The sequence below is a fragment of the Corynebacterium hansenii genome (assembly GCF_030408795.1).
GTDB lineage: Bacteria > Actinomycetota > Actinomycetes > Mycobacteriales > Mycobacteriaceae > Corynebacterium > Corynebacterium hansenii.
The window spans coordinates 1,114,433-1,141,376 of the sequence record NZ_CP047211.1 but is presented as its reverse complement, the minus strand read 5'-3'; the positions used below and the strand labels follow the sequence as shown (position 1 = coordinate 1,141,376).

22 protein-coding genes are annotated in these 26,944 nt (G+C 69.7%); 8 read left to right on the top strand and 14 right to left on the bottom strand.

Annotated elements, in window-relative coordinates:
• Nucleotides 1-51: 51 nt before the first annotated feature.
• From CHAN_RS05050 to CHAN_RS05025, 6 genes are all read right to left on the bottom strand, one after another.
• The gene (locus tag CHAN_RS05050; protein WP_153251525.1) at nt 52-1,179 is read right to left on the bottom strand and encodes a hypothetical protein; all 1,128 of its coding nucleotides are present in this window, start codon (nt 1,177-1,179) and stop codon (nt 52-54) included.
• A 35-nt stretch (nt 1,180-1,214) separates the two neighbouring features.
• Nucleotides 1,215-2,810 (bottom strand): phosphoglycerate dehydrogenase, encoded by a 1,596-nt coding sequence (serA, locus tag CHAN_RS05045; RefSeq protein ID WP_048742283.1) that lies wholly within the window; start codon nt 2,808-2,810, stop codon nt 1,215-1,217.
• 178 nt (nt 2,811-2,988) lie between these two features.
• The gene (locus tag CHAN_RS05040; protein WP_290292482.1) at nt 2,989-4,614 is read right to left on the bottom strand and encodes a hypothetical protein; all 1,626 of its coding nucleotides are present in this window, start codon (nt 4,612-4,614) and stop codon (nt 2,989-2,991) included.
• 173 nt (nt 4,615-4,787) lie between these two features.
• Complete coding sequence (gene ilvC, locus CHAN_RS05035; RefSeq protein ID WP_290292480.1) at nt 4,788-5,801, bottom strand: ketol-acid reductoisomerase; 1,014 nt, start codon at nt 5,799-5,801, stop codon at nt 4,788-4,790.
• Between the two features lie 102 nt (nt 5,802-5,903).
• On the bottom strand, nt 5,904-6,413 hold the full coding sequence (ilvN, locus tag CHAN_RS05030) for an acetolactate synthase small subunit (RefSeq protein WP_048742451.1): 510 nt from the start codon (nt 6,411-6,413) through the stop codon (nt 5,904-5,906).
• A gap of 36 nt (nt 6,414-6,449) precedes the next feature.
• Nucleotides 6,450-8,360: an acetolactate synthase large subunit gene (locus CHAN_RS05025; RefSeq protein ID WP_290292478.1), complete on the bottom strand. Its 1,911-nt coding sequence runs from the start codon at nt 8,358-8,360 to the stop codon at nt 6,450-6,452.
• A 227-nt stretch (nt 8,361-8,587) separates the two neighbouring features.
• Between CHAN_RS05025 and CHAN_RS05020 the strand changes: the two genes are divergently transcribed.
• The 3 genes from CHAN_RS05020 to ilvD all read left to right on the top strand — a co-directional run bounded on the left by CHAN_RS05020 (nt 8,588) and on the right by ilvD (nt 12,905).
• The gene (locus CHAN_RS05020) at nt 8,588-10,336 is read left to right on the top strand and encodes a mechanosensitive ion channel family protein (protein WP_290292476.1); all 1,749 of its coding nucleotides are present in this window, start codon (nt 8,588-8,590) and stop codon (nt 10,334-10,336) included.
• Nucleotides 10,337-10,359: 23 nt separating this feature from the next.
• On the top strand, nt 10,360-10,905 hold the full coding sequence (locus tag CHAN_RS05015; protein ID WP_290292474.1) for a PH domain-containing protein: 546 nt from the start codon (nt 10,360-10,362) through the stop codon (nt 10,903-10,905).
• A gap of 155 nt (nt 10,906-11,060) precedes the next feature.
• Nucleotides 11,061-12,905 carry a dihydroxy-acid dehydratase gene (gene ilvD, locus CHAN_RS05010; protein ID WP_290292472.1) on the top strand — a complete coding sequence of 615 codons (1,845 nt, stop codon included), beginning with the start codon at nt 11,061-11,063 and terminating at the stop codon, nt 12,903-12,905.
• An 84-nt stretch (nt 12,906-12,989) separates the two neighbouring features.
• Here the strand turns inward: ilvD and CHAN_RS05005 are convergent, their stop codons facing one another.
• Entirely contained in the window at nt 12,990-14,171 is a 1,182-nt protein-coding gene (locus CHAN_RS05005; RefSeq protein ID WP_290292470.1) for a DoxX family protein, read from the bottom strand.
• Between the two features lie 79 nt (nt 14,172-14,250).
• On the opposite strand from CHAN_RS05005, the gene CHAN_RS05000 reads away from it, so the two are divergent.
• The 3 genes from CHAN_RS05000 to CHAN_RS04990 all read left to right on the top strand — a co-directional run bounded on the left by CHAN_RS05000 (nt 14,251) and on the right by CHAN_RS04990 (nt 18,599).
• Complete coding sequence (locus CHAN_RS05000) at nt 14,251-15,288, top strand: glucose dehydrogenase (RefSeq protein WP_290292468.1); 1,038 nt, start codon at nt 14,251-14,253, stop codon at nt 15,286-15,288.
• A gap of 550 nt (nt 15,289-15,838) precedes the next feature.
• Entirely contained in the window at nt 15,839-17,626 is a 1,788-nt protein-coding gene (locus tag CHAN_RS04995; protein WP_290292465.1) for an HNH endonuclease signature motif containing protein, read from the top strand.
• Nucleotides 17,627-17,792: 166 nt separating this feature from the next.
• The gene (locus CHAN_RS04990; protein ID WP_290292462.1) at nt 17,793-18,599 is read left to right on the top strand and encodes a siderophore-interacting protein; all 807 of its coding nucleotides are present in this window, start codon (nt 17,793-17,795) and stop codon (nt 18,597-18,599) included.
• 32 nt (nt 18,600-18,631) lie between these two features.
• Here the strand turns inward: CHAN_RS04990 and CHAN_RS04985 are convergent, their stop codons facing one another.
• The 4 genes from CHAN_RS04985 to gatB all read right to left on the bottom strand — a co-directional run bounded on the left by CHAN_RS04985 (nt 18,632) and on the right by gatB (nt 22,476).
• Nucleotides 18,632-19,315: a sortase domain-containing protein gene (locus CHAN_RS04985; RefSeq protein WP_290292460.1), complete on the bottom strand. Its 684-nt coding sequence runs from the start codon at nt 19,313-19,315 to the stop codon at nt 18,632-18,634.
• 34 nt (nt 19,316-19,349) lie between these two features.
• Complete coding sequence (locus tag CHAN_RS04980; RefSeq protein WP_290292458.1) at nt 19,350-20,033, bottom strand: sortase family protein; 684 nt, start codon at nt 20,031-20,033, stop codon at nt 19,350-19,352.
• A gap of 18 nt (nt 20,034-20,051) precedes the next feature.
• Complete coding sequence (locus tag CHAN_RS04975; protein WP_048742571.1) at nt 20,052-20,531, bottom strand: LPXTG cell wall anchor domain-containing protein; 480 nt, start codon at nt 20,529-20,531, stop codon at nt 20,052-20,054.
• 436 nt (nt 20,532-20,967) lie between these two features.
• A complete protein-coding gene (gene gatB, locus CHAN_RS04970; protein ID WP_290292456.1) occupies nt 20,968-22,476 on the bottom strand; it encodes an Asp-tRNA(Asn)/Glu-tRNA(Gln) amidotransferase subunit GatB in 1,509 nt (502 codons plus the stop codon).
• Between the two features lie 109 nt (nt 22,477-22,585).
• On the opposite strand from gatB, the gene CHAN_RS04965 reads away from it, so the two are divergent.
• Nucleotides 22,586-23,137 carry a hypothetical protein gene (locus CHAN_RS04965; protein ID WP_290292454.1) on the top strand — a complete coding sequence of 184 codons (552 nt, stop codon included), beginning with the start codon at nt 22,586-22,588 and terminating at the stop codon, nt 23,135-23,137.
• A gap of 18 nt (nt 23,138-23,155) precedes the next feature.
• Nucleotides 23,156-23,980, top strand: coding sequence for a class I SAM-dependent methyltransferase (locus CHAN_RS04960; protein ID WP_290292452.1), 825 nt, complete (start codon nt 23,156-23,158; stop codon nt 23,978-23,980).
• Here CHAN_RS04960 and CHAN_RS04955 read toward each other — a convergent pair.
• The 3 genes from CHAN_RS04955 to CHAN_RS04945 form a co-directional block, all read right to left on the bottom strand.
• Entirely contained in the window at nt 23,977-25,008 is a 1,032-nt protein-coding gene (locus CHAN_RS04955) for a 6-phosphofructokinase (protein ID WP_048742579.1), read from the bottom strand. The genes CHAN_RS04960 and CHAN_RS04955 overlap by 4 nt on opposite strands.
• A 100-nt stretch (nt 25,009-25,108) precedes the next feature.
• Nucleotides 25,109-26,503, bottom strand: coding sequence for a DHA2 family efflux MFS transporter permease subunit (locus CHAN_RS04950; RefSeq protein WP_193388839.1), 1,395 nt, complete (start codon nt 26,501-26,503; stop codon nt 25,109-25,111).
• A 38-nt stretch (nt 26,504-26,541) separates the two neighbouring features.
• Nucleotides 26,542-26,904, bottom strand: a complete 363-nt coding sequence (locus tag CHAN_RS04945; RefSeq protein ID WP_290292446.1) for a helix-turn-helix domain-containing protein — start codon at nt 26,902-26,904, stop codon at nt 26,542-26,544.
• Nucleotides 26,905-26,944: the final 40 nt, after the last annotated feature.

Below are 26,944 nucleotides of genomic sequence, written 5' to 3'. Positions count from 1 at the left end.
GGTGGCGATGGCAAAGCGAAGTCTCACCTTACTCGCCCCCGGAGGCCTACCTCAGCGCGTCGTCGCGTCCTCCCCGATGATCCCCGCGGCCTTGAGCGCGCCGCGGACCTCCTCGGTGATGGGGCCCAGCTGATCCTCGCGCGCCGCCTTGTCCGCGGCGGTCGCCGTGACCATGTACAGCGACGCGAAGGCCCCCAGGACCCACGACACCTTCACCAGGGCGCCGGGGATGTTCAGCGAGCCGATTTCCACGAGCACCGGGGGCTTCTGCGTCCATGCGGTGATGGTCGCCTCCGGCACCGACACCATGCCGAGGAACACGAAGCCCGCGAACACGAGGACCCCGAAGAAGCTCGCCTGCGCCGCCTGGACCGACGCCGCGACGTAGCGCAGGTTCAGCTTGAGCCGGATGGGGAACTTGCGATCCTCCTCGATGCCCTCGCGGACGTGCTCGTTGACGACGATGAACGACGCCAGCACCCCGAACCCCCACAGCATCGCCGCCACGGTGGCCGCGCGCCCGACCGTCCACGCCACGCCCAGCTGCCACAGCTCGGCGTTGTAGAAGAAGAAGAGGAACGCCACCAGCAGCAGCGGCAGGGTCCGCACGGCCCGGGACAGCGAGTCGGCGACTTCCCGGAACGCGCGCTTGAGCGTCCACGCCAGCAGGCTGCCCCACCCCAGGAAGACCATCGCGGCGACGAACACGACGGGCAGGAACGACACCCGGTCCACGAAGTTCTGCGAGCCCGGTGCCTCGATGGTCAGCAGAGTCCCGATGCTCGGCGACACGAAGGTGACCGCCAGGACCACCGCGCCGCCGATCGCGGCGGCGCGCGGGGACAGGAACTTGAGCACGCCCCACGTGATCAGCGGGACGACGACCGCGGCGATGAGCAGGCCGAGAACCGCCCAGCCGATCAGGTCGACGTCCAGGCCCTCGTCGGGGGCGTTGACGAACGCCTCGAGTTCCTTGGGCGAAAACGCCCGCAGGAGGAACGCCCGGCCGATCTGGAACACCGCCACCGCGGACCACGCCGGGGCGCACCGCTGCAGCAGATGCTTCGCCCGCACGCGCGTGGGCAGGGCAGACGGAAGCCCCGAAACCCACAGCCTGCGGATGACCTCTGGGGCCATCCGGTCGGCTTCTCTGTCGGGCTCCGGGGCTCTGTTCCGCACGACGTCCAGATTACGCCATGCGCCGCGTCACGCCGCTAGTTGAGCACCAGCTGCAGCGCGTGGTTGGCGTCGATGTCGTCCACGATGGACTCGATCAGATCCTCCGGCACCTCTTCCGAGACGCGGAGGATGAGGATGGCGTTGTCGCCGTCGGCCTCCGGGGACAGGGCGGCGGCCTCGATGTTGATGCCGGCCTGGCCCAGCGCCACGCCGACCTTGCCCAGGGCGCCCGGCTGATCCTTGTAGGTGAGGAACAGGTTGCGGCCCTCGGAGCGCATGTCGACGCCGCGGCCGTTGATGCGCACGATCTTCTCGACGCGCTCCAGGCCGGTCAAGGCGCCGGTGATGATCGAGGTCTTGCCGTCGGCGGCGATGACCTTGACCTCCAGCACCGAGCGGTGGGAGACGGACTCCGGGGCGGTGCCCACGGAGATCTCCACGCCGCGCTCCTCGGCGATGCGCGGGGCGTTGACGAAGGTGACCGGCTCCTCGATCATCGCCGAGAACAGGCCGCGGGCGGCGGCCAGGCCCAGGACGTCGACGTCCTCGGTGGACAGCTCGCCGCGGGCGGTGACCTCCAGGGCGGTCGGGGCGCCGTCGAGCAGGCCGCCGGCGACGAGGCCGAGCTCGCGGGCGAGCTCCAGCCACAGGGCGACCTCCTCGCCCACGGCGCCGCCGGAGACGTTGACGGCGTCCGGCACGAACTCGCCGGCCAGGGCCAGCAGCACGGACTTGGCGACGTCGATGCCCGCGCGGTCCTGCGCCTCGACGGTGGAGGCGCCCAGGTGCGGCGAAACGACGGTCTGCGGCAGCTTGAACAGCGGGGAGTCGGTGCAGGGCTCGGAGTCGTACACGTCGAAGCCGGCGCCGCGGATGTGGCCCGACTCGATGGCGTCGGCCAGGGCCTGCTCATCGACGAGGCCGCCGCGGGCCGCGTTGATGATGATCTGGCCCTTCTTCGACTTCGCCAGGAGGTCGGCGTCGAACATGCCGGCCGTTTCCTTGGTCTTGGGAAGGTGGATGGTGACGAAGTCGGCGCGGGAGACGAGCTCCTCCAGGTCGACGAGCTCCACGTTCATCTGGGCCGCGCGCGCCGGGTTGGCGTACGGGTCGTAGGCGATGATGGTGGTCTCGAAGGCGGCCAGGCGCTGCGCGAACAGCTGGCCGATGTGGCCGAAGCCGACGATGCCGACGGTCTTGCCGAAGATCTCGACGCCCTTGAAGGACGAGCGCTTCCACTCGCCGTCGCGCAGCGTGGCGTCGGCGGCGGGGACCTGGCGGGCGGTGGCCAGCAGGAGCGCGATGGCCTGCTCGCACGCGGAGTGGATGTTGGAGGTCGGGGCGTTGACGACCATGACGCCGCGCTCGGTGGCGGTGTCGATGTCGACGTTGTCGAGGCCCACGCCGGCGCGGCCGACGATCTTCAGGTTGGGGGCGGCCTCGAGGACTTCCTTGTCCACGGTGGTCGCCGAACGGACCAGCAGGGCGTCGGCATCGGCGACGGCGGCGAGGAGTTCCGGGCGGTTCGGGCCGTCGACCCAGCGCACCTCCACGGAATCTCCGAGCGCGTCCACGGTGGACTGCGCGAGCTTGTCGGCGATGAGGACGACCGGGCGAGCGTTCTGGCTCACGAGCAACTCCTGATTATGTGCGTATGCGTCCGATCCGATCCGGCACGACCGCGCCCGAAAGGATGGGTCCACGCCGGCTCGTTGGCGTGGACCCGATCATCATATCCCCGGGTGCCGCGGGCGGGGGTGGCAGGCCCCGGAACGTGGGGCGCGCGACGCCCGATTCCGGGGGCGGCGCCTACTGGTAGGTGACGATCCAGGGCCGCGGCTTGATGTCCATCGTCTGCTGCGGGGTGAACATCGGTTGGTCCTCGTCGATGAAGTTCTTCCACGCCATGAAGAACTCGGGCTGGAGATCCTGGCGCATGACGTTCCACGTCTCGAACTTCTGGTCCGGCGTGCCGTGGCCGTCGGCGTGGAGGACGACGGCGAGCTCGGGGCGGGACAGGTCGATGGTCTCGCGGTCGCGGAGCATCTGCAGCTGGAACTGGTGCAGCATGAGCACCTTCTGCGGCAGGTTGTTCTTCGCGGTCAGATCCGCGAGGTACTCGATGGCGCGGTTGACCTCCTCCGCCTCCACGTGGCCGACGGCGACGTTGGGCATGCCGTCCGGGGTGAGCTTCCACTCCGGGTCGAGGGCGAGGCCGACGTTGGGGCGCTTGAGCAGCTCCTCGTAGAACTTCGCCTGCTCGACGAAGTCGGCGCGGCCGGGCTGCAGGTCGATGATGACGTAGCCGCCGGCCTCCGTCATGGCGTCGACGTAGGGCTTGAGCACATCGACGGGCGCGGGCTCGGAGAAGTCGTTGCGCGGCCCGGGGGCGGCCTGGGCGACGGACGCGATGATCTCGAACGCCGGGATGACCTTGTCGCCGGTCAGCCCCTGGTACTCCTCGACGAGCTGCTTGGCGTGGGCGACGGCCTCCTCGGGCGTCTCCTCGCCCATCACTCCCAGCACCGGGGCGCCGGGGTGGCCGTATGTGGCGATCATGTGGCGGCCCGGGAACACCAGCTGGCCGCCGCCGGGCAGCTCCTCGATCTTGTCGTCGGAGGCGAGCTCGGCGGACTTGGCGAACTTCTCCTCGCCGCCGAATGCGTCGCCGAGCCCGATGAGCGGGCGGCCGTCGCGCGCCGCCTTGATCGACTCCGAGGTGGCGCGGGCATCGCCGATCGGAAGCCACTGGACCTCGATGCCCGCGGCGCGGGCGGTGGCGATGGCGCCGAGCGGCGTGCCGGGGGCCGCGAAGGCCACCGGGTCGTCGCCGCCCGTCTTCGGCTTCGTGGGCTTGGAGGCGGCCAGGGCGTCCGAATCCCCCGCGGCCCCCTCCGCATCCTTCGCGGCCGGGACGGTCGGCTTGTCGGCCTCCATCTCGGCGACGGCCCGGGCCGGCTCCTTCTCTTCCTCCGCCTCGGCGAACTCGGTGCCGGTGAGCTTCTTCAGGCCATCCAGGTCGGCCGGGGCGGCGACGACGGTGCGCTCGCCCTCGGCGGCGACCTCGGCGTCGCCGACCGTGACGACGGTGCCTGCGCCCAGCCGCTTGATCTCCTCCTCCACCGACGACGCGTCCGAGCCCTGCTGCACGAGCATGGGCACGCCGGAGGTCACGGCGATGCCGGCGGCGCGGCGCTGCGAATCCTCGTCGGCGGCGGACACCACGACGGCCTGGGCGGAGTCGAGCAGCTTCTGCGACGCAGCGAGCTCGCTGTCCACGGCGACCGGCTTTTCCGGGGCCTTGGCGGCCTTCGAGGGGCCATCGTCGCCGGAGCAGGCGACGAGGCCGAATGCGGTCGCGGCCCCGGCGACGAGGGCCAGGGACCGGCGGACGCCCGAGCGGAGGGGCGAGGGACGGGCGGAGGACCAGACCAAGGCGGGCCTGCCTTTCATGGGGGTGGCGATCGTTTACCCGACCAGACTATCGGACAGGCGGGTAAACGACCGTTAACGGGGACCCGCATCCTCCCCCGCAGCGCCGCTTGACGACGAAACCTCCCCCGCACGGCGTGGTGCGGGGGAGGTCGGCGTCGTGAAGCGGGGAAACCCTACGCGGTGGCGTCCAGCGGGTTCTTCACCCAGGACATGAGGTCGCGCAGCTTCGAGCCGGTCTCCTCGATCTGGTGGTTCGCGTACTCGGCGCGCAGGCCCTCCAGCTCCTTGTTGCCCTTCTCGACGTTGGCGATCAGGCGCTTGGTGAAGGTGCCGTCCTGGATGTCGGCCAGGATGTCCTTCATGCGCTTCTTGGTGTCGGCGTCGATGACGCGGGGGCCGGAGAGGTAGCCGCCGAACTCCGCGGTGTCGGACACCGAGTAGTTCATGTTGGCGATGCCGCCCTCGAACATCAGGTCAACGATGAGCTTCAGCTCGTGCAGGCACTCGAAGTACGCCATCTCCGGCTCGTAGCCGGCCTCGACCAGCACCTCGAAACCGACCTTGACCAGCTCCTCGGTGCCGCCGCACAGCACGGCCTGCTCGCCGAAGAGGTCCGTGACGGTCTCCGCCTCGAACGTGGTCGGGATGACGCCCGCGCGGGCGCCGCCGATGGCCGCGGCGTAGGACAGGCAGAGGTCCTTGCCCTCGCCCTTCGGGTCCTGGTCCACGGCGATCAGGCAGGGCACGCCCTTGCCGTCGACGAACTGGCGGCGGACCAGGTGGCCCGGGCCCTTCGGGGCGACCATGCCCACGGTGACGTTCTCGGCCGGCTTGATCAGGTCGAAGTGGATGTTCAGGCCGTGGCCGAAGAGCAGCGCGTCGCCGTCCTTCAGGTTCGGCGCGATGTCCTCGGCGTAGACCTTCGCCTGGGTGGTGTCCGGCACCAGGACCATGATGACGTCCGCCCACGCGGCGGCGTCGGCGTTCGACTTGACCTCGAAGCCGGCCTCCTTGGCCTTCTCCGCCGACTTCGAGCCCTCGCGCAGGCCGATGACGACCTCGACGCCGGAGTCGCGCAGGTTCTGGGAGTGGGCGTGGCCCTGGGAGCCGTAGCCCAGCACCGCGACCTTGCGGCCCTGGATGATCGACAGGTCGGCGTTGTCGTCGTACAGCAGTTCAATAGCCATGGAAGTGAGATTGCCTTTCGTGCAAATCAGGTTTCGTTCGCGTCCGGCGTCGACCGCCCGCTCTCGCTCGGGGACAGTCTAGCCAGGGGATTGTTTCGGGGGTTACAGCGCCCGGGACGCCAGCATCGGCTTCGGGCCGCGGGCCACCGCGACGGTGCCAGACTGCACCAGCTCGCGGATGCCGAACGGCTCGAGGACCTCGAGCAGCGCGCGGAGCTTCGAGCGCTCGCCCGTGGCCTCGATGACCACGGACTCCTGCGCCACGTCGACGACGCGGGCGCGGAAGAGCTTCGCCGCGTCGACCACCTGGGGACGGTTGTTGTTGTCCGCCGTGACCTTGACCAGCAGCAGCGCCCGGGACACCAGCTGGTCGTCCGGCTGGCGGACCACCTTGAGCACCGGCACCAGCTTGTTCAGCTGCTTGGTGATCTGCTCGATGGGCAGATTCTCCGTTTCAACCACGAGGGTGATGCGGTTGACTCCCTCGACCTCGGTGGTGCCCGAGGTGATGGACTGGATGCTGAACCCGCGGCGGGTGAACATGCCCGCGATGCGGACCAGGATGCCCGGCTCGTCGAGGGTCAGCACGGACAGGGTGTGCAGTTCGGCCATGATGAGCTTCACTTTCCTCTTCGTCTGGTTGCCGGGTTACCGGGACTGGATGGTCGGGTGGTTGGCGTCGGGCGACTTCGCCGCGTCCTCGGCATTGTCCGCCATGGTGTCGTGGATGTCCGCCGGGGACTCCCCCGCCGACATGTCCTCGTCGAAAAGCGGGCGCAGGCCGCGGGCCGACTCGATCTCGTCGTTGGACTTGCCGGCGGCGACCATCGGCCACACCTGGGCGTCCTCGCCGACGATGAAGTCGATGACCACCGGGCGGTCGTTGATCTCCCGCGCCTTCTCGATGGCGGGGATGACCTCCTCTTCCTTGGTCACGCGGATGGCCACGCAACCGAGCCCCTCGGACAGGCGGACGAAGTCCGGCACGTAGGAGTTGTCCTCCGGGCGCAGCTTCGTGTTGGAGTAGCGCTGCTCGTAGAAGAGCGTCTGCCACTGGCGCACCATGCCCAGGTTACCGTTGTTGATCAGGGCGACCTTGATGGGGAAGCCCTCGATGGCGGAGGTGGTCAGCTCCTGGTTGGTCATCTGGAAGCAGCCGTCGCCGTCGATGGCCCAGACTTCCTTCTCCGGCGCGGCCGCCTTGGCGCCCATCGCCGCCGGGACGGCGTAGCCCATGGTGCCCAGGCCACCGGAGTTGAGCCAGGTGCGCGGGTTCTCGTACTGGATGAACTGCGCGGCCCACATCTGGTGCTGGCCGACGCCGGCGCAGTAGATGGCCTCCGGGCCGACGACGTCCGACAGGGTCTTCAGCACGAACTGCGGGGACAGCGAGCCGTCGGACTGCTCTTCCCAGCCGAGCGGGAACTCGTCGCGCAGGTCGTCGAGCTCGCGGCGCCACGGCACGATGGACGGGGCCTTCAGGCCGAGGGCGCGGTAGGCGTCGGCCAGCGCGGAAAGCACCTCGCGGGCGTCGCCGACGATGGGCACGTGGGCCTCGCGGATCTTGCCGATCTCCGCCGGGTCGATGTCGGCGTGGATGACCTTCGCCTGCGGGGCGAAGGTGGACAGCTGACCGGTGACGCGGTCGTCGAAGCGGGCGCCGATGGTGATCAGCAGGTCCGACTTCTGCAGCGCGGCCACGGCGGAGACCTTGCCGTGCATGCCGGGCATGCCCATGTGCAGCTCGTGGGCGTCCGGGAACGCGCCGCGGGCCATGAGGGTGGTGACCACCGGCACGCCGGTCATCTCGGCGAAGGCGATCAGCTCGGCCGAGGCGTCGGCCTTGATCACGCCGCCGCCGACGTAGAGCACCGGGCGCTCGGCCGCGGAGATCATGCGCACGGCCTCTTCGATCTGGCGCGAGTGCGGGGTGGTCACCGGGCGGTAGCCGGGCAGGTCCACCTCCGGCGGCCACGTGAAGTCGATCTCGGTGTTCTGCAGGTCCTTGGGCACGTCGACCAGGACGGCGCCCGGGCGGCCGGTGGAGGCCAGGTGGAACGCCTCGGCGATGGCCTTCGGGATGTCGTTGGCGTCGGTGACCATGAAGTTGTGCTTGGTCACGGGCATGGTCACGCCGCGGATGTCGGCTTCCTGGAAGGCGTCGGAGCCCAGCAGCGGCATGCCGACCTGGCCGGTGATGGCCACGACGGGCACGGAGTCCATCTGGGCGTCGGCCAGCGGGGTGACCAGGTTGGTCGCGCCGGGGCCGGAGGTGGCGATGCACACGCCGACCTTGCCGGAGACCTGCGCGTAGCCGGTGGCGGCGTGGCCGGCGCCCTGCTCGTGGCGGACCAGGACGTGTCGGATCTTCTCGGAGTCGAACAGCGGGTCGTACAGCGGCAGGATCGCGCCGCCCGGGATGCCGAATACGACGTCCGCGCCGAGCTCCTCGAGGGACCGGACGATGGCCTTGGCGCCGGTGATGCGCTCGGTCGTCGTGCGGCGCGACTGTGCGGCCACGGTGGCGGGCGAGGGGCTGTGCTGTGGGGCGGCGTTCATTCCGTGCGCTCCTGTAGTCGGGTACGGGCGGGCCCGAGCTGGATGGACCGGGGAAACGCCCGTGGCGGGAATCCCCGTCGGCCCATGTCTCCTCCGAGCCTAGCGTCCACATAGTAGACAGTCAATCCCACATAGTTGGACGCCACCCCTCCGGAACTGGCGGAACTCCACCGTATTATCCCCCGCACCTCAGCGTCCTCTAAGTCTCCGAACCTACCGTGGCGCCCATGGACTTCATTCTGTATTTATTGCAGCGCTCGTGGGCGTGGATCGCGACAAACGGTCTGGCAATCGCGTCGCTGCTCATCCTGATCGTCCTCGTCCCCCGGATCCGCCGCTTCGTCATCGCCGTGGCCACCTGGAACATGGCCGATGGAGCGGAGTCCACCAAGGGGCGCCGCGCGCTGATCGGCGCGGTGGTCTACATCGTGGAGATGATCGCCTACTTCGTCATCGGCATCGCCCTGCTGAACAAGTTCGGGGTCTCGCTGACGGCCGCGGCCATCCCGGCGACGGTCGTCTCGGCGGCGATCGGCTTCGGTGCGCAGGGCGTCATCGGCGACCTGATCGGCGGCGTCTTCATCATCGCCGAGAAGCAGTACGGCATCGGCGACTGGGTGGAGTTCCACTCCCCCTCGGGCACGGTGCAGGGCGACGTCGTCAACATGACGCTGCGCGCGACGACGATCCGCACGCTCAACGGCGAGGAGGTCGTGGTCCCGAATTCGCAGGCCCGCATGTGCGTGAACTACTCCTCGCGGTGGTCGCGCGCGGTCATCGAGATCCCGGTGCCCATGACGGCCAGCGGCTCCATCCGCGACCTGGAGGAACGCACCCTCGAGGCCGCCCGGCGCGCCATCGCGGCCGACGGCGTGCGCGAGCACGTGCTGTCGGAGGTCCGCATCCAGTCCTCCACGGAGCTCGTGGCGCCGACGACGATGGGCCTGCCGTGGACGGTCACCATGCGCCTGATCGCGGATTGCGAGCCGGGCGACCAGTGGCTCATCGAGCGCGCCGTGCGCGCGGAGATCATCGACACCTGGTGGGACGACTACGGCGAGCGCGCCGAGTCCAATCCCCTGCAGTCCGCCGAGGCGATCACCGCGCAGCTCGGCGCGCTGCCGGCCCAGCTCGGCCAGTCCCCCGTCACGCGGCCGGATGCCCCCAAGACCTTCTCCGACACCCCCGACACCGTGCTCGGCGCGGATCGCGGCGCGGGCCCGGCGGATGCGGCGTCGCGCCGCGGCGAGGGCTCGCTCGAGGTCGAGCAGGCGAACGCGGCCAAGGCCGCGCAGGAATCCTCGGGTTCGCTTGACGACGACGACCGCCGCCGCAGCGACCTTCCGTCCGCGGGCGCCGCGATGGATGAGCGCCGGCGCGACGAGGAGACCAAGGTGGAGCCGGCCGCCGGCGAAGAGGCGGGGTCCTCGACCGCCGTGGGCGCCGATGATTCCGGCTCGGAGCGGATGTCCAAGCGCGAGCGGGTCCGCCGGGTGCTGTCGGCGGGCGGCCGCGCGCGGCCGTCGACCGTGGTGATGATCGTCGCGCTGATCGTCCTGGGCATGCTCAACCTCGCCACCGTCGAGCCCGGCGAGGGAGAGGAAGGCGTCGCCGGTTGGCTGGCGCCCAGCCGCTTCGAGGGCGGCGGCTCCGGCGACGACGGCGCCGGGAAGAAGACCACCGGCACGGAAACCCCCACCCGCGACGGCGGCGCGACCACGACCACCCCGGCCACCCCGGCCGAAACCCCGCGCCCGCAGGACGGCGAGCGCGACACCGGCACCGGCGACACCGGCACCGGAACCGGGACCGGAACGGGCTCGGACGAGACCGGGACCGGCACCGGTGACTCGGGCACGGGCACCGGCACCGGAACCGGCGACTCCGGCACGGGCACCGGCACCGGCAACGCCGGCCAGGGCGCCCGCCCCGACTCCGCGGACGCCGGCACCGGGGGCGCGGCCGCGAACCGGTGACCGGCCCCCTACAATGAGCCCCCATGAGCAACGATCAGCCGGCCGAGCTGCCCACCACCCGTTTCCGCCCCCAGAAGACTCACTTCATGGCCGTGGTGTTCCTGGTGTTCCTGGCCTTCGTGGCCATGGGCTTCTCGCTGTGGCTGACGCCGCTGCTGCTGGCCCCGCTGGTCTACGCGCTGTGGATCATGCGGGTCCGCACGACGGTCAGCTCGCGCGGCATCACCGCCGTGTATTTCGTGGGCGGCCACCGCTCGCTGCCGTGGGAGCGCTTCCGCGGCATCCTCTTCGACAAGCGGGGCCGCGCCTTCGCGGTCGGCCGTTCGTCGGAGGACTCGGAGGACGATGACGTCCGCTTCGCCCTGCCGGCGATCTCCTTCAATTCGCTGCCGGCCCTCAGCGAGGCGACCCGCGGCCGGATCCCCGACCCCGTGACCCCGGGTCGCCTGGCCGACGAGGAAAAGGTGGAGGTCTTCGACCGCGACGGCAACTCCGTCAAGATGACCCGCGCCGAGTACGCGAAGCACGAGGCCGAAGCCCGGGCCAGGGCCGAAGACGCCGAGGCCTGAAACCCCGCACGAGCCCCGCGCCGTGCGGGGTTCTCCGCATCGACCCCACGACTGTCCACATAGTGGACACTCAAGTCCACCCGGTGAGACTTGAGGCCTCCCCGGGGTTTATCATCGAAGAAACTCGCCGCCAACCAGAGAGGAATGGGGCAGCCATGATCCCCCTTCGTTCCAAGGTCACCACCGCCGGCCGCAACGCCGCGGGCGCCCGCTCGCTGTGGCGCGCCACCGGCATGACGGACAACGACTTCGGCAAGCCGATCATCGCCATCGCGAACTCCTACACCCAGTTCGTGCCCGGCCACGTGCACCTCAAGGACGTCGGCGACATCGTCGCGGAAGCGGTCACCGCCGCCGGCGGCGTCCCCCGCGAGTTCAACACCATCGCAGTCGACGACGGCATCGCCATGGGCCACGACGGCATGCTCTACTCGCTGCCGTCCCGCGAGATCATCGCCGACTCCGTCGAGTACATGGTCAACGCGCACACCGCCGACGCGCTGGTGTGCATCTCCAACTGCGACAAGATCACCCCGGGCATGCTCAACGCGGCGCTGCGCCTCAACATCCCCGTCGTGTTCGTGTCGGGCGGCCCGATGGAGTCCGGCTTCTCCGTGGTGGTCGACGGCGTCGTGAAGCCCGGATCGGACCTCATCTCGGCGATCTCCGCCTCCGCGAACGACAAGGTCGACGACGATCAGCTGCTCGACATCGAGCGTTCCGCCTGCCCGACCTGCGGTTCCTGCTCCGGCATGTTCACCGCCAACTCCATGAACTGCCTCACCGAGGCACTGGGCCTGTCCCTGCCGGGCAACGGCTCCACGCTGGCCACCCAGGTCGCCCGCCGCGACCTGTTCACCCGCGCCGGCGAGCTCATCGTCGACCTGGCCAACCGCTACTACCGCGACGGAGACGAGTCGGTGCTGCCGCGCAACGTCGCCAACCGCGACGCGTTCGTCAACGCCATGACCCTCGACGTGGCCATGGGCGGATCGACGAACACCGTGCTGCACATCCTCGCCGCCGCGCAGGAGGGCGAGATCGACTTCGACCTCGCCGACATCGACGAGATCTCGCGCCGCGTCCCCTGCCTGTCCAAGGTCGCACCGAACTCGGACTACTACATGGAGCACGTCCACCGCGCGGGCGGCATCCCCGCCATCATGGGCGAGCTGCGCCGCGGCGGCCTGCTGAACATGGACGCCAACTCCGTCCACGCCCCGTCGCTGGCGGAGCAGCTCGACGACTGGGACATCCGCGGCGGCAAGGCCACCGACGCCGCCATCGAGCTGTTCCACGCGGCGCCGGGCGGCGTGCGCACCACCGAGCCCTTCTCCACCGACAACCGCTGGGAGTCGCTGGACGTCGACGCCGAAAACGGCTGCATCCGTTCCATGGAGCACGCCTACACCGCCGAGGGCGGCCTGTGCGTCCTACGCGGAAACATCGCCCGCGACGGCGCGATCCTGAAGACCGCCGGCATCTCGGAGGACCAGTTCCACTTCGAGGGCACCGCCCGCGTCGTCGAGAGCCAGGAGGAGGCCGTGTCGGTGATTCTCACCCGCACCCTCCAGCCGGGCGAGGTCCTGTTCGTCCTGTACGAGGGCCCCGCCGGCGGCCCGGGCATGCAGGAGATGCTGCACCCGACCGCCTTCATCAAGGGCGCCGGCCTGGGCAAGAAGTGCGCCCTGGTCACCGACGGCCGCTTCTCCGGCGGCTCGTCGGGCCTGTCCATCGGCCACATCTCTCCCGAGGCCGCCGCCGGCGGCGACATCGCCCTGGTCCGGGACGGCGACCCGGTGTACATCGACGTCGCCGAGCGCCGCCTGGAGATCAAGGTCGACGACGCCGAGCTGGCCCGCCGCCGCGAGGAGGAGCTGCAGCGCGACAAGCCCTTCACCCCGCACAAGGAGCGCCCGCGCAAGGTGTCCAAGGCCCTGCGCGCCTACGCGAAGATGGCCTCCAGCGCCGACAAGGGCGCGGTCCGCATCGTCGACTAGCCTCCCCCGCACGAAGAAAGCCACCTCCGCCGGGAGGTGGCTTTCTTGTTTTTCGGCTCAGGGTCTCAGCGGCTCAGCGGCGACCTAGATCGACGCGCCCGTCGTGGTGTTCACGAAGGGCAGCTGACCGGCGGTGAGGTACCACAGGCCGACGGCCGCGGCGATGGCCAGGGCGCAGAAGATCCAGGAGCTCGCCAGCGGGCGGCGCGCCCAACCGCGGCTGAAGTCGATGCCGTAGCGGCCGGGGCCGGTGAACTGCAGCGCCAGAGCGGTGGCGGTCAGCGCCAGGTGCAGGCGGACGGGCTCCGCGCCCTCCGCCAGCACGTTCCATCCGGAGTCGCCGATGGCGACCTCGAACATGGTGAGGAACGCCGAGATCGCCAGGGCGAGCGCGGCGCCCAGCGGCGTCGCCAAGCCGAGGACCAGCAGACCGCCCGCGATGACCTGGATCGTCGGGATGGCGATCGCGATGACGTTGGCGTAGTTGTAGCCGTTGTCCGCGAACTGCGCCTCCAGCGTGCCGATGCCCGGCGCCCCTCCGAACTGGAAGAACGTGGCCAGGCCCAGCATCAGCAGCATGCCGCCGACGCCGAGACGCAGGAGCAGCAGGCCCAGGTCGAGGGTGCCGCGGCGCGGATCGAGGTCGGGGTCCCGCTCCTGGTCGTCGCGGAAATCGGGGTCGCCCGCCGCCACCGGGACCGCCGCCGCGGCCGCTGTCGGGGTGGTCGCGTCGTCGAGCAGCGCGTCATCGCGGGGATGCTCCGGTGCCGCGTCGCCATAGCCCGTGGGCGCCGGCGCGACCTGGGTGGGCTGATCGTGGTCGGCCGCGAAGTCGGCGTCGGCCTCGCGGTAATCGTCGGCCCGGTCCAGCGGCTCGATCTTCTGCGGGGCGGTGCGCCCGGCTGCGGCGTAGACGTCGCGGCGCGGGATGACCTGGGTTTCGGCGGGATCGTCGTCAAGCGTGCCGGAGGTCGCCGCGGCGGCGGCCGCGCTCCCTCCGTCGGCGGATCCGGCCAGCGGGCCGGCCCCGGTGCCGTCGAAGATCTCGGTGCGGGCGTCGGGCTCGGGGTCTTGCTTGGAGACGGGCACCGCGATGGATTCCGTCTTGGCGTCGTCGGCGGCCTTGGGGCGGGTTTCGGGGGCGACATCGACTTTGGGGTCGTCGTCGGCGATTCGACGGTAGGTCGGGACGTCGAAGTCGTCGTCAAGCCCCTCCTCGTAGTCGCCCAGCTTGCGGGGATTCGGGTTCTTGGTGTTGTCGCTCACGATGCCCAGGGTAAGCGCTGGACACCCGTTGGGCCGGGTGCCGTGCCGGGCGGGCGGCGTTTTTCCTATTGTTGCGTGCATGGGACGGAATCGGATGGGGATCGGCGTCGCGGCCGCCGCGCTGGCGGCCGCGGTCTCGCTGTCGCTGTCCGCGTGCATGGAAAACTCCCCCGCGCTGCAGGGGCACTTCGCGGAACGCAGCGGCGAGCCCTCGGGGATCCGCATGCCGGACGCCAAGATCGGGGACGCGATGCCCGCCCCCGGCACGAAGCGCGAACCTCGCGGCACGTCCGATCCCGATCCCTGCGCCATCGACGACGTCGTCCTCGCCGCATGCATGCCGGAGATCACGGCCATCGCGTCGCCGGGGAAGGGCAGGGCGATCGCGGCGACTGCGGATGGGCGCCTGCACCTCATCGTCGCCGGCGCCGAGCCGCGGGAGATCGCCGACGCCGGGTCGCGCGTCGCGCAGATCACGGCGGGGCCGACTGTCGCGGAGGACGGGCAGATGTTCCTGCTGCGCGCCGATGGTTCCGTCGCCAGGCTGACGCTGCTGCCGGGCGGCCGCGCCGACCTGCGCGACCTGCCGGAGCACCGGAACGTGGGCAACATCGGCCTGTTCCTCGACGATTCCGCCCAGGTGAACACGCTGTTGGCCGGCGACCCGGGCATCGAGGTGATTTCGATGTGTCACGGCCCCCACGGCGCCCCTCCCCTGATGACGGTCCGCCTCGACGGCACCCCGATGCTCGCTCAGTGGTCGTATGGCCGGATCGAGCCGCTGGGCGGAGTGGATCTGGATGATTCGATCGGCGGCTGCGCGGTCGCCGGCACGGACGTGTTCGTGGCGGTGCCGGGGGCGCAGCGCGTCGTGTCCGTGCCGATCGCCCCGCCCGAAGCGGGGCGCTTTGGGGCGTGGAAGGTGATGGGTTCGCCGAAGAAGTTGCTCGAGGGCGAGTTCGGCCACGTCGGCTGGCTCGCGCCGGTGCTCGCCGAGGGAGGCGCCGAGGTGTGGGGCGCGACCGTCAACAAGGCCGACGGGCGCGACGGCGGCGAGTCGGACGAGCGCATCTTCCGCATCCCCTCCGGCGGCGCCGCGGGCGGCTCGCCCGACTAGCGGGGCACGGACCGTTTGCTTTGCGACGGGCCGGCGCGGGGATTGAGGGGCCGGGGGCGCGGAGTGGCCGTGCCGTGGAACCATCCCCGCCAAAGCCGCAACCTCGCGTGACCCGCGCCCGCGACCCCGCGCAGACGACGCACGCCCACGCGACCCGCAGCGCCCGCGGCCCCGCCCAGACGACGCACACTCACACCCCCCCAGCAACCGCCCGCGGCCCCGCGCACACGACGCACACCCACATGGACCGCAGCACCCGCGACCCCGCGCAGACGACGCACACCCACATGACCCGCAGCACCCACCAGCCAGGCATTGGTCGGTGATACGTGCGAGCCGCACACGCGCCACCCCGCGTGATGCGAAAGTGTCCCGTGGTGCGAAAAGAAGCGAAAACGTGACGCAATGTTCGAGCGATAGCGGTCGAACACGTGTATCATCTGTGGTGAAGCGGGATGGGGATAATGGGCCGGCTTCCACAGGGGGAACTCGAGGGTTTCCCGTTGACGTTGCAGTTCCAGTTTCTTTTCGCCACCGTGGGGGAATCGACATGGCTTTCGACCATGTTCCATCCGAAGCAAACGACGATGAGCACAACTGTCCGGACCACCACCGCAACCAACACGCCTACCCGCCCGACAACGTTGGGCGGGACACGCCCGACCCCGTAGGCCAGCCCGATCAGGCCGATCGGGATGGTGGGGCAGGCGGCCAGCAGGAGGCATCGCCGCATCAGTCGACCGAATCGGAGGCCTCGCCGCGCAAGATGTGGGTCACCGAACGCACCGACGACGCGTTGGCCTGCCTCGCGCGCGGCCGCAACATCGCCGAGGTGGACATGGCGATTGCCTGCACACCCGACGGTGGCACGGACGTCGATTCCCACGCCGCGGCCATCGCCACCCGCATCGGGGCGGGCAAGGTGCGGGCGATGCAGTACTGCGACGTCGGGGTGATGCTCCACCGCATGCCCCGCATCCGCGACTTCTGTACTGGCGGTGTGGTGCCGATGGGGCACCTGGTGAAAATCGCCGCCGCCATCATCGCCGTCACCGACGACCACCTCCCGGAAGTAGAAACCCGGTTCCTGGAGTACCTCACGCCCCGGCGGGACTTCCAGGCGCTTCCCGGCATCAGGGTCTTCGCCCGGCACCTGGCCCGCATCGTCGAGGACATCGAACCGATCTCCACCCCACCCGACGACGAAGAAGAACAACCGGCCTCGGAGGGGTACGTCGCCGACCACGACGCACCCGGTGATCACGGGTGCGTGGAGGTGGTGTTGCGCAAGGACCGGCTGGCCGAGTTCGACGCCACCGTCCGCGCCATCCGCGACACCAAACTCAACGCCGGCGAGACCTGCACCCTCGCCGATGCGCTCATGCACCTGTGCCGGGGAGACCATGGTGGCGCGAACGTCACCCTCAACGTCTACGCCGATGGTGCGGTCACCGATGAGGGGGAGCTTCGGTTGTGGTTGGACGGTGCCGGGTGGTTGCCGAGGTACGTCACGAAGCAGTGGTTGGAACGCGCGAGCTCAGTACGCCTCTCATCCGATTCGGTCACTGGTGGGTATGTGCCCACCGAGGCGCAGAAGGCCAGGGTGCGGGGCCGGGATGGTGGGTGCAGGTTTCCGGGGTGTTCGGTGCCGGCGGATAAGTGCCAGATCGATCATGTCGTCAACTACGACCCCAACCTCGACCACGCCGCGATGGTGGATAACCCGCTGTTCAACACCGCAGGCCACGGTCACGGCGACCATGGCGGCTGCAGCCACGACCATGAGCGTGCCGATGGGTTCGTCGCCGGCAACGCGGCCAATGGCCTGGGTGCGACGGCGACGTGGAACCTGCAGTGCCTGTGCCAGCACCACCACAACCTCAAGACCTCCCGCCACTGGCATGCGGTGATGCACGACGACGCGTCGGTGACGTGGAGCGACCACACCGGCGAAACCCAGGCGACGACGGTGCCGCATGGCCCGATCGCCCACATCAAACGACAGACCTTCGATCAGCGGGCCACCAGGCTGGCGAAGACCATCCGCGCCAACAACGACAAGCGCATGCGGGCCGAAACCCAAGCGCGGGAGGCGATGGACCAAGCCGAGGTTGATGCGGCCTTGCGGGAACACGCCCGACAAACCGCGAAGTATGAGCGTGACATGGCGGAGTTCGTTGCCGGGCCGTTGAATTCACCGGACCCGGTGATCGCGGCGGATGCGCAGGCGGTGGTCGATGCGACCGATGATGGGTGGCCGGGCCTGGGCGACGATGACCTGGACTCGGCGCCTCAGGCGCCGCGGCCGTTGGGGCCGGACCCCACGGTGCCCTTCTGATGGGAGCCGTGCTGGTCGCGGCGTTTCGATTGGGCGACCTCACCGTCTCTCGAGAACCAGCCGCGCCCCAAAGCCGACCGCACCGCGACGACGCCCCACCCCGAACCACACAGAACCGCACCACACAATCAGGCCCGCTCAAGAAAGGTTAGGCTATGGTTCGTTCATGGCTCGCATCATTTCCACGTTCACCGTGACAGCGTCCGACCGGATCTCGCCGACCATGCAGCGGGTGACCTTCGACGTTTCGGACATCGCCCCCTTCGCCGAGAACCCGCACACGGACGCGTACGTGAAACTCCTCTTCGACACCGCCGATGCGGCAACCCCGGCACCCGACGCCGCCCCGACCATGCGCACCTACACCGTGCACTCCATCGACGCGGAAGCCGGCACGCTCGCCATCGACTTCGCGCTGCACGGCGACGGCGACACCCCCGGCATCGCCTCCGCCTGGGCAGTCGACGCCCGCCCCGGCGACATCATCGACGCCCGGGGCCCCGGAGGCGCCTACTCCCCCGACCCCGCCGCCGCCCACCACCTCATCTGCGGCGACGCCACCGCGATCCCCGCCATCGCCGCGGCCGTCCGCGAACTTCCCGCAGACGCCTCCGCCGACGTCGTCGTCGAAGCACCCGACTACGCCGACGTCGACCTCATCCCCAACCACCCCGGCGCATCGATCACGCACGTCACCCCGGCGCACGGGACCGACGCCGCTCCCGGGGACGCGCTAGTCGAAATGACCACGGCGATCGTCGGAAAGCTCGCTTCCCGCCCCACCCACGATCCCGCCGGCATCCAGGTCTTCGTGCACGGCGAAGCCCACGCGGTGATGAAGCGCATCCGCCCGATGCTCAAGGACGCCGGCATCCCCGTCCGGGGCGCGTCGATCTCGGGCTACTGGCGCGTCGGCCGCACCGAAGAGGGATTCCGCACGTGGAAGAAGGAAAACCGGCCCGCCGACGACTGAATCGCAGACGGGCCGGAGACGATGCGCGGAGGCTAAGCCCCCATGCCGCCGTCATCCTCCACGCGGTCGAACTGGTACCCCACCACCGCGTTGTGCAGCGCCGGCGCATCGGGTTCGGCCGCGCGCAGACACGTCAGCAGCAGCAACCGCCCGGGGGTCGGCTCGCTTCCCCACACCTCGTCGTCGATGGCCAGGTCCTCCTTGGTCGGGGTGTGGAAATCCGTCGCCTTGTAGACCAGCCACTTGCTTCCCGACGCCTTCGTCCGCACGCGCAACTCGTCCCCGATCTTGACGTTGAACTCCTGCTTCTCGGCATCGAAGACATCGTCGAACACGCCGGGGATCCGCGTGTTGGCGTGGCCCGCCATGACGGCGACGTCCTTCTGGTCGGTCGACGGCAGGACGTACGGCTTGTCATCCGCCGTGTAGAAGCAGACGTCCATCAGATGCACCGGGTCGAGACCGCGGTCGGTCATCGGGCACAGGTCCTCGACGACCGGCTCGTGCAGCCCGAGTGCGGGCAGAGTCATCTCCACCGGCATCGACTCCTCGATCGACACTTGCTCCGGCGTCGCCTGCGGCTTCTCGGAACCCGGGGCCGGAGGCGCCGGCGCGGGCGCGTCCGTCGAGCAGCCGGCGAGCAACGTCGGCACCGCGATCAACGCCGCGATGATGGCCGACCGCAACTTCGGTGCATGGGCTGACGAGGTGGGCATGATGAACCTCTCCTCCGAAATACTCGGGGCGCCGTCAAGGCGCCGGGGCGTCGGCCAGGCCCGCGAAAGTCCAGCCGACGATGACGTTGTTCGTCGCCGGTGCGAACGGGTTGCGGGGTTGAATGCAGCTGATCGTCAGCATCCGCCCCGGCATGGGGCCATCGCCCCAGATCTCGGCGCTGCCGCCGAGCGACGGCTTTGCGACGTCATGGAAATCCGTCGCCCGGTACACCAGCCACCGATCCCCGCCGGCGCGGGTGCGGACGAGCAACTCGTCGCCCTCCCGCACGGTGAAGGCGCCGGCGCGGCTGTCGTACAGGTCGTCGAACACCGCGGCCCGCCCGGCGGCGGCATGACCGGCGATCACCGACACGTCCGGGGCGTCCGTGCCCGGCAACGAGTACGGGCGGTCGTCGGCGACGTAGTAGCAGGCGGTGTCCAGGCGGGCGGGGTCGAGCGCGCCGTCCTCGAGCGGGCACGCCTCGGGATCGATGCCGGCGCGCAAGCCGAGGGCGGGGATGGCCAGCTCCACGGGTTCGGACGGCGCAACCGCCTCACGGGGCTGCGCCACCTCGACGTTCGCCTCGACGCGGTCGGCGGGCGACCGCGATTCAGCGAACGGGCCGAACCCGAGGACGTGGACGCCGGCCGCGAACGCGGCGACGACCACCAGCAGGACCGCGACATCCATCACGCGGGTCCGCACCCTGCCGGTCATCTCCGCACCTCCGCGGCGTCAGGCTTTGCGACGGCGCAGCGCGTACACGCCACCCGCCACCGAGACCAGGAGCACGCCTCCCGCAGCGGCCCACGCGGCGTCGTTGTCGCCCGTTCGGGCGGGAACGCCGCGGTCACCCTTCTTCGGCTTCTCCTTCGGCTCGACGGGACGGGCCTTCTCCACCGGAACCTTGGGCTTTTCCTTCGGGGATTCCGAGGGCTTGGACGTCTCGGTGGGCTTCGACGTCTCCGTGGGCTTGGACGTCTCGGTGGGCTTCGATGTCTCCGTTGGCTGGGACGTCTCCGTCGGCTGCGAGGTTTCCGTGGGCTGGGAGGTTTCCGTGGGGGTGGACGGATCGGGGGCCGCGCTGCTGGACTGGGCCTGGATCAGCGAACCGCCGTCGGCCGCATCCGCGAGGGCCGCCGGAGCGCCCATCGCCATCGCGCCCGAAGCGAGAATCGCCGCACCGGCCCACGCCGTCGTCTTCCTGACTTTCATCGTGATCTCCTCACGTGTAAGTGGCCATTCACGCCACGACTGCGTCATGGGCCACGTCGTTGAGCAACTTCCACTTCAGGCTAACCGAGGAAAATCGATTCCCGACCAAATGTTTTTTCTTCACCCCCAACAATTGTGATCGACACTGGTCATGCGTGAAAAATTGCCACCCCTGCCAGTTTTTCGGACCATCCCCCACCCTCCGAACCGCCCCACGCTGCGCCGATAGGCCACGACGGCCCCGGTCGCCCCCGGGACCTAAAACGCGACTTTCACCCGTTCCGCGACTTTCAATCACCCGCAAAATGTAACGCGAATCGCACCCCTCACGACACCGAAAAAACGTTAATCCGCTATCACTTTCGCTATTTTCATGCCAAAATCATGGCCCGGGATCCGCGAGGGATCCCGGGCCACGGAGGCGTCGCAAAGCGAACTAGGCGAGCTTCTTTGCGATCAGCTGATTCACCTGCGCCGGGTCGGCCTTGCCGCGGGTGGCCTTCATGACCTGCCCGACGATCGCGCCGACGACCTTCTTGTTGCCCGCCCTGTACTTCTCCACGATGTCCGGGTTCGCGGCCAGGGCCTCGTCGACGGCGGCCTCGATGGCGCCGTCGTCGCGGACGACCTCCAGGCCGCGGGCCTTGACCACCTCATCGACGTCGCCCTCGCCGGCCAGCACGCCGTCGACGGCCTGGCGGGCCAGCTTGTTGGTCAGCTTGCCCTCCTTGATCAGCGCCACGACGCGGGCGACCTGCGCCGGGGTGATCCCCAGCTCGGCCAGCTCCACGCCCCGGGCGTTGGCCTGCTGCGACAGGTAGGCGACCCACCAGGCGCGGGCCTCGTCCGGCGTCGCGCCCGCCTCGACGGTGTCCACGATCAGATCCAGCGCGCCGGCGTTGACCAGGTCGCGCATCTCCTCGTCCTTCAGGCCCCACTCCTCCTGGATGCGGGCGCGGCGGACCCACGGCAGCTCCGGCAGCGTCGCGCGGATCTCCTCGACCCACTCGCGCGGCGCGATGACCGGCGGCAGGTCCGGGTCGTTGAAGTAGCGGTAGTCCTCCGCGGTCTCCTTGATGCGGCCGGCCGACGTCGAACCGTCGGCCTCCTGGTAGTGGCGGGTCTCCTGGCGGATGGAACCGCCGTCGACGAGGACCTGCGCCTGGCGCTGCATCTCGTAGCGCACCGCCTGCTCGACGGACTTCAGCGAGTTGATGTTCTTCGTCTCGGTGCGGGTGCCGAACTCCTCCTGGCCGATCGGGCGCAGCGACAGGTTGGAGTCGACGCGCATGGACCCCTGGTCCATCCGGGCGTCGGACACGCCCAGGGCCTTGACCAGGTCGCGCAGCGCCGACACGTAGGCGCGGGCGACCTCGGGGGCGCGCTCGCCGGCGCCGATGATCGGCTTGGTGACGATCTCGATCAGCGGCACGCCCGCGCGGTTGCAGTCCACCAGCGAGCGGGTCGCGCCGTGGATGCGGCCCGACGCGCCGCCCAGGTGGGTGAGCTTTCCGGTGTCCTCCTCCATGTGGGCGCGCTCGATCTCGATGCGCCACTCGGTGCCGTCGTCGAGGACGACGTCGAGGTGGCCGTCGTACGCGATGGGCTCGTCGTACTGGGAGATCTGGTAGTTCTTCGGCTGGTCCGGGTAGAAGTAGTTCTTCCGCGCGAAACGGGAGGACTCCGCGATCTCGCAGTTGAGCGCGAGGCCGATCTTGATGGCCCACTCGATGCCGGTCTTGTTCACCACGGGCAGCGCGCCCGGCAGGCCCAGGCTGCACGGGTCGACGTTGCTGTTCGGCGCGGCGCCGAAGTTGGCGGAGGAAGAGGAGAACATCTTGGTGTTCGTCGCGAGCTCGACGTGCACCTCCATGCCCATCACGGGGTCGAAGCGCGCGAGGACCTCGTCGTAGTCCATCAGATCATCAGCGTAAGCGGCGGTCATGGGGGACATCGTACTAGTGGCCGGGTGGACCCGGGCACCCCGGGCCGGGCGGTGGACTACTCTTATCTCGTTGCCCGACCATTGCCGCCGACCATCAACGGGAGCCCAGATGACCCACGCCCACACCGACGACAAGCCGACCTCGTCCCCGCGCAGGGGCCTGCTGGTCGGGATCGGGATCGCCATAGCCGTGATCGTGTCCGTCGCGGTGATCGCCTCGATGTTCGTCGGCAAGTCCAATGAAGGCTACGGGGCGGAGCTTCGGCCGCAGGACCTGCGGGATTCCCTGCCGGAGAAGCTGGCGGCGGGATGGAAGCCCGACATGTGCTTCCCGATGATGGACAAGCCGCGCGGCCCGGGCACGCCCGAGGAGGATCTGCTCGCCATCAACTGCCTGCTCGACGACGGCTCGCCCAACGGCGTGTCCACGACGATGGTCTCCGACCAGAAGTTCGCCGAGTCGGTGAAGAACCCGGCGGAGGGCGTCGACATGGTCGACCTCGGCTCTTCCGCGGATGGCAGGCACGAGTTGAGCTGGTTCTCCGGCACCGGCCTGATCTACGACGTCACGGAGCAGTCCGTGCTGCGCTTCGGCCCCTTCAAGGACCCCGACGCCGCCCGGACCTTCGCCGTGGAGCACGAACTGCTCGAAGCCGAGTAGTCCGCGCAGCCCGCGCCCATGCCCGGCCCCGACGAACATCCCCCGGTCCCGCCGACCTCGCGCGCGGCCATGCCCTCGTTCCGCGACCGCCTGCATCGCGCGGCCGGCGCGGGGGCGTTCGGGCATTTGCTTTCCGACGGCGACGCGGCACGCTACGACGACGTGCGACCCGGGTATCCGCCCGAGGTCGTGGCGCTGGCGCGCGGCCGCGACGTCCTCGACGTGGGCGCCGGCACGGGGAAGTTGACGGCCGCACTGGTGGCCGCCGGCCATCGCGTCACCGCAGTGGAACCCGGCGCGGAGATGCTCGCCGCCCTGGGACGCGCCTGCCCCGGCGTCGCCCGGGTGCGCGGGACGGCCGAGGCCACGGGGTTGGCGGGCGGATCCTTCGACACGATCACCTGCGCGCAGACGTGGCACTGGGTCGACGTGCCGGCCGCGTCGGCGGAGTTCGCCCGCCTGCTGCGCCCGGGGGGCCGCGTGGTGCTGACGTGGAACACCCTCGACGTCCGCGTGCCGTGGGTGCACCGCCTGACGCGCATCATGCACGCCGGCGACGTTCAGAAACCCGGGTTCGTGCCCGACGTCGCCCCTCCCCTGCGCATCACGGGCGAGCTGCGCCTCGAATGGGAGCAGCGGCTGACGCCCGGGCAGATCATCCTGCTCGCGCGCACCCGCTCGTATTGGCTGCGGTCGAAACCCGCGACCCGCGAAAAAGTCGAGGCGAACCTCCGGTGGTATCTCCATGACCACCTGGGGTTCGCCCCGGGCGACGAGGTGGCGCTGCCCTACCGCAGCGACTCCTTCGTCGCGGAACCGATTCAGCCGAACAGCGCCCTTTAGCCGAACAGGGCCTTCGCGGTGGCGTAGCGGCGCTCGGGCACGACCTTCAGCTCGGCGACGGCGTCGTCGATGTCGATGCGCTCGATGTGCTCGCCGCGCAGGGCGACGATCTTGCCGTAGTCGCCGTCGTGGACGGCGCGGGTGGCGTGGACGCCGTAGCGGGTGGCCAGCACGCGGTCGTAGGCGGTCGGGGTGCCGCCGCGCTGGATGTGGCCGAGGACCGTGGTGCGCACGTCGTAGCCGGTGCGCTCCTTGATCTCGCTGCCGATGACCTGGCCGATGCCGTTGAAGGTCTGGTGGCCGAACTGGTCGAGGCCGCCCTCCTCGAATTGCATGGTGCCTTCCTTGGGCATGGCGCCCTCGGCGACGACGATGATGCCGTACTTCTCGCCCATCTGGAACCGCCGCTCCATGGACTTGCAGATGGCGTTGATGTCGAAGGGCTCTTCCGGGATCACGATGTAGTGCGCGCCGCCGGCCATGCCGGCGTGGAGTGCGATCCAGCCGACGTGGCGGCCCATGACCTCGACGATCATGACGCGCTCGTGGGACTCCGCGGTGGTGTGCAGGCGGTCGACGGCCTCGGTGGCCACGGCGACGGCGGTGTCGAAGCCGAAGGTGTAGTCGGTGCCGTTGACGTCGTTGTCGATGGTCTTGGGCACGCCGACGACGGGCACGCCGTTGTCCGCCAGCCACTTGCCGGCTTTGAGGGTGCCTTCGCCGCCGATGGGGATCAGGGCGTCGATGCCCGCGTCGGAGAGGTTCTCCTTGATCCGGTCCAGGTTCGACATCAGGATGTCCGGGTGGACGCGGCCGGTGCCCAGCATGGTGCCGCCGCGCAGCAGCATCTTGTCGATGTTCTCGTCGTCGTACAACTGGACCCTGCGGTCCTCCATGAGACCGATCCAGCCATCTTCGAAGCCGACGACGGTGGAGCCGTATTCGGAGCTGGCGGTGCGCACGATGGCGCGGATGACGGCGTTGAGACCGGGGCAGTCGCCACCGGAGGTCAGGGTCGCGATTCGCATGGCACCCACTTTAGCCACGTATCGGCCGCAATGCGCCTCGGACATCGGGGGCCGCCGGCATGCCCGTTTCGGGCCGGATTTTCGCTTGCCGACGTCCCCCCTACCCCCTGTTCGTCCAGCTGAAACCGGCGACGGCCACGAAACCGATGCACAGAACCGCGGCATGGAGCAGGAGCGCCCGCCCGAATACCGCGGGGCCCGCGCCCGCCGCCTGGCCGACTTCGATGAAGGCGGCGGTGGCGGCTGCGCCGAAGACCGCGCCGACCTGCCGGGTGGTGTTGTAGACGCCGGAGCCGGCGCCGGCGATCCGGGTGTCCAGGCCGCGCAGGGTGATCGTCGAGTTGGGGGCCCACACGAAGGCGTTGCCCACGCCGAGGATGAGTACGGCGAAGGCGATGGCGATCGTGGGCACGGAGTCGCGCAGGACGCCGAAGAGGACGACGTGGCCGACGATCATCGACCCGAAGCCGATCATCGACAGCCGGTTGGCCTTCGTGCGCTCGACCATGGACCCGACCCACGGCGCCAGGACGCCCGACAGCAGCGCCATCGGGGCGACGAGCAGGCCCGCCCGGAAGGCGGAGAGGCCGTCGTACGTCTGCACGTAGAGCATGATCGGCAGCGCGTTCGCGGCGGTCGCGAAAGCCATCGTGGCGATCGACAGGGCCCCTCGGGCGAAGTTCGGGTCGTCGAAAAGCCGGAGCGGGACCAGCGCCTCCACGCCGCGGGCCGGGGCACTGGCCTGGAGCCGGACGAAGACGAAGAAGAGGACGGCCGAACCTCCGAGCATCGCCCAGATCCACGGCGCCCACCCCGCGGCCTGCCCCTGCTGCAGGCCGAAGACCAGCCCGACCATGGCGAGCATCGAGACGGCGATGCCGGCGACGTCGAAGCTGCGGGCCGTCGACGGAAGGTCCGGCACCCACTTGGCCACCAGCACCATCGACAGCACGCCGAAGGGGATGTTGACGAAGAAGATCCACTCCCAGCCGACGGAGGTGGTCAGGAATCCGCCGAGCAGCGGGCCCGTGAGCGTCGCCAAGCCCGCGACCGTGCCCCACCAGCCCATCGCGGCGCCGCGGCGCTCGGGCGGGAAGATGCGGGTGATGATGGCCAACGTCTGCGGCCCGATCAGCGCCGCGCCGAGGCCCTGCGCGAAGCGGGCCGCGACGAGCGATTCGATGGAACCGGCCAGGCCGCACCACAGCGACGACAGAGTGAATATGACCATCCCGGCCTGGTAGACGCGCTTCTGCCCGAATTGGTCGCCCAGCCGCCCGGTGACCAGCAACGGCACGGCGTAGGCCAGCAGATATGCGGACGTCACCCAGATCGCGGCGGCGTACTCGGCGCCGAGCCGGTCCATGATCCGCGGCGTGGCCACCGCGACGATGGACTGATCCAAGAGGTTCATGAAAAACCCGACGCAGAGCGCGAACAACGCGAGATACGCCTGTTTCGGCGGCAGATGGTGCTGCACGTGACCGCCCTTCATCCGATTGCGTCGGGCCGATGTTACGCCACGGCCGTGCGCTACCCGCGATCCCACCATCCGCCCTCGCCGCGGGACGGCGACTCGAGGACGCGGCGGACTTCATCGGCCGGACGATCGTCGATCCCATCGCCCGCCACCGCCGAATGCCTGTCGCGCGTCCGGTACCCCGCTTCCACGATGAGCCGCTCGAAGCTGACCCCGATGGCGCGGCAGATGTTGTCCAGTTCGTCGATGGTGATGGGCCGGATGGCCCGGAGGTACTTGCTCACCTGCGAGGTGGAGATCCCCGCCTTCTGCCCGACCTCGGCCTGCGTCATCTCGCGCCGTGCGACGGCCTCCCTGAGCAGTGCGGCCACTTCCATTCCCAGCGCCTGCGGCGCGGTGCGTTCTTTCGTTCCCATATGGAGATCATGACACACTATTCCAGCATTAGCAATCCAT